The organism is [Clostridium] ultunense DSM 10521 (assembly GCF_000511955.1).
GTDB lineage: Bacteria > Bacillota > Clostridia > Tissierellales > Tepidimicrobiaceae > Schnuerera > Schnuerera ultunensis.
The window spans coordinates 1,209-6,327 of the sequence record NZ_AZSU01000001.1 but is presented as its reverse complement, the minus strand read 5'-3'; the positions used below and the strand labels follow the sequence as shown (position 1 = coordinate 6,327).

Annotated in this window: 9 protein-coding genes and 1 other annotated feature; all 9 genes read right to left on the bottom strand. The window is 35.6% G+C overall.

The features are described from left to right. Positions 1 to 2: 2 nt before the first annotated feature. Positions 3 to 437 carry a helix-turn-helix domain-containing protein gene (locus CUL_RS0100050; protein ID WP_025640184.1) on the bottom strand — a complete coding sequence of 145 codons (435 nt, stop codon included), beginning with the start codon at positions 435 to 437 and terminating at the stop codon, positions 3 to 5. A 269-nt stretch (positions 438 to 706) separates the two neighbouring features. Beyond that, a complete protein-coding gene (gene rplL, locus CUL_RS0100045) occupies positions 707 to 1,090 on the bottom strand; it encodes a 50S ribosomal protein L7/L12 (RefSeq protein WP_005583175.1) in 384 nt (127 codons plus the stop codon). Between the two features lie 34 nt (positions 1,091 to 1,124). Continuing rightward, complete coding sequence (gene rplJ, locus CUL_RS0100040; RefSeq protein WP_025640183.1) at positions 1,125 to 1,661, bottom strand: 50S ribosomal protein L10; 537 nt, start codon at positions 1,659 to 1,661, stop codon at positions 1,125 to 1,127. 17 nt (positions 1,662 to 1,678) lie between these two features. Then, positions 1,679 to 1,819: a sequence feature (ribosomal protein L10 leader region), on the bottom strand. 52 nt (positions 1,820 to 1,871) lie between these two features. Next, positions 1,872 to 2,591, bottom strand: a complete 720-nt coding sequence (rplA, locus tag CUL_RS0100035) for a 50S ribosomal protein L1 (RefSeq protein ID WP_005583171.1) — start codon at positions 2,589 to 2,591, stop codon at positions 1,872 to 1,874. A gap of 47 nt (positions 2,592 to 2,638) precedes the next feature. Further along, positions 2,639 to 3,064: a 50S ribosomal protein L11 gene (gene rplK / locus CUL_RS0100030; protein WP_005583170.1), complete on the bottom strand. Its 426-nt coding sequence runs from the start codon at positions 3,062 to 3,064 to the stop codon at positions 2,639 to 2,641. 99 nt (positions 3,065 to 3,163) lie between these two features. After that, positions 3,164 to 3,715 (bottom strand): transcription termination/antitermination protein NusG, encoded by a 552-nt coding sequence (gene nusG, locus CUL_RS0100025; RefSeq protein ID WP_025640182.1) that lies wholly within the window; start codon positions 3,713 to 3,715, stop codon positions 3,164 to 3,166. A gap of 37 nt (positions 3,716 to 3,752) precedes the next feature. Beyond that, positions 3,753 to 3,959: a preprotein translocase subunit SecE gene (secE, locus tag CUL_RS0100020; protein ID WP_025640181.1), complete on the bottom strand. Its 207-nt coding sequence runs from the start codon at positions 3,957 to 3,959 to the stop codon at positions 3,753 to 3,755. A 33-nt stretch (positions 3,960 to 3,992) separates the two neighbouring features. Continuing rightward, positions 3,993 to 4,142 (bottom strand): 50S ribosomal protein L33, encoded by a 150-nt coding sequence (gene rpmG / locus CUL_RS0100015; RefSeq protein WP_005583168.1) that lies wholly within the window; start codon positions 4,140 to 4,142, stop codon positions 3,993 to 3,995. Positions 4,143 to 4,383: 241 nt separating this feature from the next. Continuing rightward, the coding region (locus CUL_RS16325; protein WP_035142632.1) for an EF-Tu C-terminal domain-related protein at positions 4,384 to 5,119 on the bottom strand (736 nt) is incomplete at its 5' end.

Here is a 5,119-nt window from a genome sequence, read left to right as displayed (position 1 = left end):
ATCTATCTGTACCCGCTCGCTGGATAGGTAGTCTGGGTTTTTACGTATACTTTAGATTTTAGGATTAGTCTTTTTCGTTTTTTTGGTGTATTTAGCTTCATTTTCCTTATTTGTCTGCACATGGAGTCGTAAGTTCTTGTATAACCAGCATCTCTTAATTTACGATATACTTGTGCCAGACCTTCATGGCGATGATAACGGTGCTTATATCGTATTAAGCCCAATTCCTCCTGTGTATGTTGATTAGGATGAGAATGGGGTCTTCTGCTTTTATTTGCCAAAGATTTTATGGTTCCATCATACTTTTTTCTCCAACGCCATACCTGTTGGCGGCTGGTATGATATCTTCTAGCTGCTTTTGCATTGTTATTATGTTTGATTGCATATTTAACTACCCTTTGACGAAATCTCATTTCTTCTGTTATAATTGTTTTCATAGGAAAGGATCCCTCCGATATTTGTTTTTTGTGGCGAATAACATTATATCAGAGGCCTTTCCTTTTTTCATATTTTCTTGTCACAAATGTATTATCTCATATCATTTTATTTTTCATTTATATATTTTTCTGCAGTTATAAAAAGGCTTCCATTAAAGTATTTTTAAATTATGGAAGCCTTTTTCCAAACTCATTAGTGTAAGTTTATGTATGGGTTGTAAAAAGGCTTTCGTTTTTGAAAGCCTTTTATAAAACCTAATTATTAAATACTATTTTAATTCTATACCTGCTCCTACTTCTTCTAACTTAGTCTTGATTTCTTCAGCTTCATCTTTAGAAACGCCTTCTTTAACAGCCTTTGGTGCATTGTCAACTAATTCTTTAGCTTCTTTTAATCCTAGACCAGTTATTTCTCTAACAGCTTTAATAACTTTGATTTTTTGTTGTCCTGCATCTGTTAAAACAACATCAAAGTCTGTCTTTTCCTCTGCCGCTTCTGCTGCTCCCGCTGCTGGAGCTGCTGCTACTGCTGCAACTGGTGCAGCTGCACTAACGCCAAATTCCTCTTCTAATGCTTTTACTAATTCTGATAATTCTAAAACAGTTAAATTTTTTACCTCTTCGATTAAGTTTAACACTTTTTCACTTGCCATTATTATATCCCTCCAAATATTTTCGAAATTTAAATTATGCTTCTACACCTTCTTGCTTTTCCCTTACCGCATTTAATCCATATACAAGGTTTCTAATGGTTCCTTGAAGTACATTAGCAAATCCTGCAATAGGTCCATTTAATCCAGCAAGAGTTTGTGCAATAAGAACTTCTTTTGATGGTAGATTTGCTAAGCTCTTGATTTCATCTATACCTATTATCTTACCATCAACTATACCAGCTTTAATTTCAAGCTTATCATGCTTCTTTGCAAATTCTTCAGTTATCTTAGCTGCCTGTACTGGATCATCAAAACCAAAGGCAATTGCATTTGGCCCTATTAAATACTGGTTGAACTCTTCAAAGCCAGCATCCTTAAAGGCAAATCTCATCATGGTGTTTTTATATACTTTGTAATCTACACCTGCTTCTTTATAGTTGCGTCTTAGTTGAGTTAGTTCTTCTACATTTAAGCCTCTGTAGTCTACTAAAACTACCCCTTGAGCTTTTTCCACCTTTTCTTTAATTTCTTCAACTATTTGCTTCTTTTCTTCCAAAACTTTATCCCTCAACAACTTCACCTCCTAAAGGCTAAACAAATAAAGGTCTCTCCGCAGACACGGAGAGACCCTAATCTCTATATAATATGATTAGTTTCCACTCTCACCTCGGTAGGAGATTTTTAAACCCATTGGGTTCCTACTGTCTACGGTAGCCTATTTATTTAACGTAATAGATTATACCAGCAAATATTATAGCTGTCAATAGAATACTATAAACTTTTAATCTTTCTTTGGAACAAATCTATCAACCAATTGCTGTGGATTTACCTTTACTCCAGGCCCCATCGTACTAGATAGTACAACGGATCTTAAATATCTTCCCTTTGCTGCAGCTGGCCTAGCTTTGATAATCTCTTCCATTATAGTAGCAAAGTTTTCTCTCAACTTTTCTGTTCCAAAGGATACCTTTCCTATTGGTACATGGATTATACTTGATTTATCTACCCTATATTCTACTTTACCAGCTTTAATTTCTTTTACAGCTTTCTCTATTTCAAATGTAACAGTTCCGGATTTTGGATTTGGCATCAATCCTTTAGGACCTAAGATCCTTCCTATTCGACCTACAACTCCCATCATGTCAGGAGTTGCAACTACCACATCAAAGTCAAGCCATCCTTCGTTTTGAATTTTTTGAACTAGCTCTTCGCCTCCAACAAAGTCTGCACCGGCGTCTTCAGCTTCTTTTACCTTTTCACCCTTAGCGAATACTAAAACTTTTCTCGTTCTCCCTGTACCGTGTGGCAATACTATTGCGCCTCTTACTTGTTGATCGGCATGTCTCGGATCTACACCTAATCTTACTGACAGTTCAACAGTTTCATCAAAATTAGCTTTGGCTGTCTGCTGAACTAACTCTATTGCCTCTACTGCATCGTATAAATGAGTTCTATCAACTAGTTTAAAACTTTCTTGATATTTTTTACCTCTCTTTTTCATTTCCTTACCTCCCTGTGGTGTTAACGGAATATCCTCCCACTTAAATATTATTCTTCAACAACAACTCCCATACTTCTTGCTGTTCCTGCTATCATTCTCATAGCAGACTCTATACTTCCTGCATTTAAATCAGGCATCTTTATTTCAGCTATTTCTTTAACTTTGTCTTTAGAAATAGTTGCTACTTTTGTCTTATTTGGTTCTCCTGAACCTAACTCAATTCCTACAGCTTTCTTTATCAATACTGAAACAGGTGGTGTTTTAGTAATGAATGTAAAGGATCTATCTTGATAAACTGTAAGAACAACTGGTATTATCATCCCAGCTTGATCTGCAGTCTTTGCATTGAACTCCTTTGTAAATTGCATAATATTTACTCCGTGAGGTCCTAATGCAGTTCCTACAGGTGGAGCTGGTGTAGCTTTACCGGCTGGTATTTGTAGTTTTACTACAGCTATGACTTTTTTTGCCATATTCCTTCCACCTCCTCAATTACTTTGTGGTTAGGCGGGATAATCCCTCCCACTTTTATAAATCTATTTAAAAAGCTTATTAGCTTTTGTAAGCATTATTTACAACTTTTCTATCTGGTCAAAATCCAATTCAACAAGGGTTTCCCTTCCAAACATAGATACAAATACCTTAACCTTCTTCTTCTCAAGATTGATGCTTTCAATAGTCCCCATAAAGTTCTCAAAGGGTCCAGTAGTTACTTTTATTACATCCTTCTCTTTTAAGTCAATAGATGGTAATGTTGTATCTTGTACACCTAAAGCTTTAACTTCTTCATCCGTTAAGGGAACTGGCTTAGAACCTGGCCCTACGAAGCCTGTAACCCCTCTTGTATTCCTTACAAGGTACCATGATACATCGTTTACTATCATCTTTACAAGAACATAACCAGGGAAAAGTTTTCTTTCTTTCAGTTTCTTTTTCCCGCCTTTAGTATCGATATATTCCTCCGTGGGTACCGCCACTTCAAATATATCATCAATCATACCTCTATTTTCTACCATTTTTTCAATATTAGCTTTTACTTTATTTTCATGGCCTGAATAAGTATGGACCACGTACCATTTGGCTCTTTTGGCCCTATCTGCTCTACTTTCAACCTTATCCGACATATATTTGAGGACCTAACTGGTCCTTCCCTCCTTCATGTTACTTTATAATTAGTGATAATATACGATGTATTCCTAAGTCTAGGACCCATACAACTAAACCTACAATAACACTAATAAAAATTACTACCCCCGTATAATTTATTAACTCTTTTCTACTAGGCCAAATAACCTTTCTCATTTCGGCCTTAACGCCTTTGAAATATGCGCTGATCTTACCCTTACCAGTGCTGGTTTGAGCTGACATAAACTCACATCCTTACGTAATTATATTTACCAATTATCTAGTTTCCTTATGAACAGTATGTGTTTTACAAAACTTACAATACTTTCTAAGTTCTATTCTTTCTGAGTTATTCTTTTTATTCTTAGTTGATGTATAATTTCTTTGTTTACAATCAGTACAAGCCAAGGTTATTCTATCTCTCATCTACTACACCTCCTACATGGAAAAGTATATATTTATTAATCTTGCCCCCGGGCACAATTACCCATTATTAACTTCATTACTTAATATAAACTATCACAAATTAAAATTTATGTCAATAAAAATAATTTCATCATTCCAAGTAATCTTTTATAATTTTATCCAATTCCAATTAGGATTATCCTAACATTATAATCTTAAAAAAGACTAGGCCTGAAAGACCTAGTCTTTTATATTGGTCTAATTATCCAATAACTTTAGTAACAACTCCAGCGCCTACTGTTCTACCACCTTCACGGATAGCAAATCTTAAGCCTTCTTCCATAGCTATTGGAGTTATTAGTTCTATAGTAAACTTAGCATTGTCTCCTGGCATTACCATCTCTACGCCTTCTTGTAATTGGATATCTCCTGTTACGTCAGTAGTCCTAAAGTAGAATTGTGGCCTATATCCGTTAAAAAATGGTGTATGTCTTCCACCTTCTTCTTTAGTTAGTACATATACTTCTGCTTCGAATTTTGTATGTGGAGTAATAGTACCAGGTTTTGCTAATACTTGCCCTCTTTCAATTTCATCCCTTTGAACTCCTCTTAAAAGGGCTCCTATATTGTCTCCTGCTTGAGCTTCTTCTAGGATCTTTCTAAACATTTCTACTCCTGTTACTACTACTGTTCTAGATTCTTCTTGTAATCCTACTATCTCTACGTTGTCTCCAGTTTTTACTACTCCTCTTTCTACTCTTCCCGTTGCTACTGTTCCTCTTCCTGTTATACTGAATACGTCTTCTACTGGCATTAAGAATGGTTTGTCTGTTTCTCTTTCTGGTTCTGGTATATCATTATCTACTGCTGTCATTAATTCTACTATCTTATCTCCCCACTCTCCGTCTGGATCTTCTATTGCCTTTAATGCTGATCCTACTACGATGCTTGTATTGTCTCCATCGAATTCATATTCTGATAACAACTCTCTTACTTCC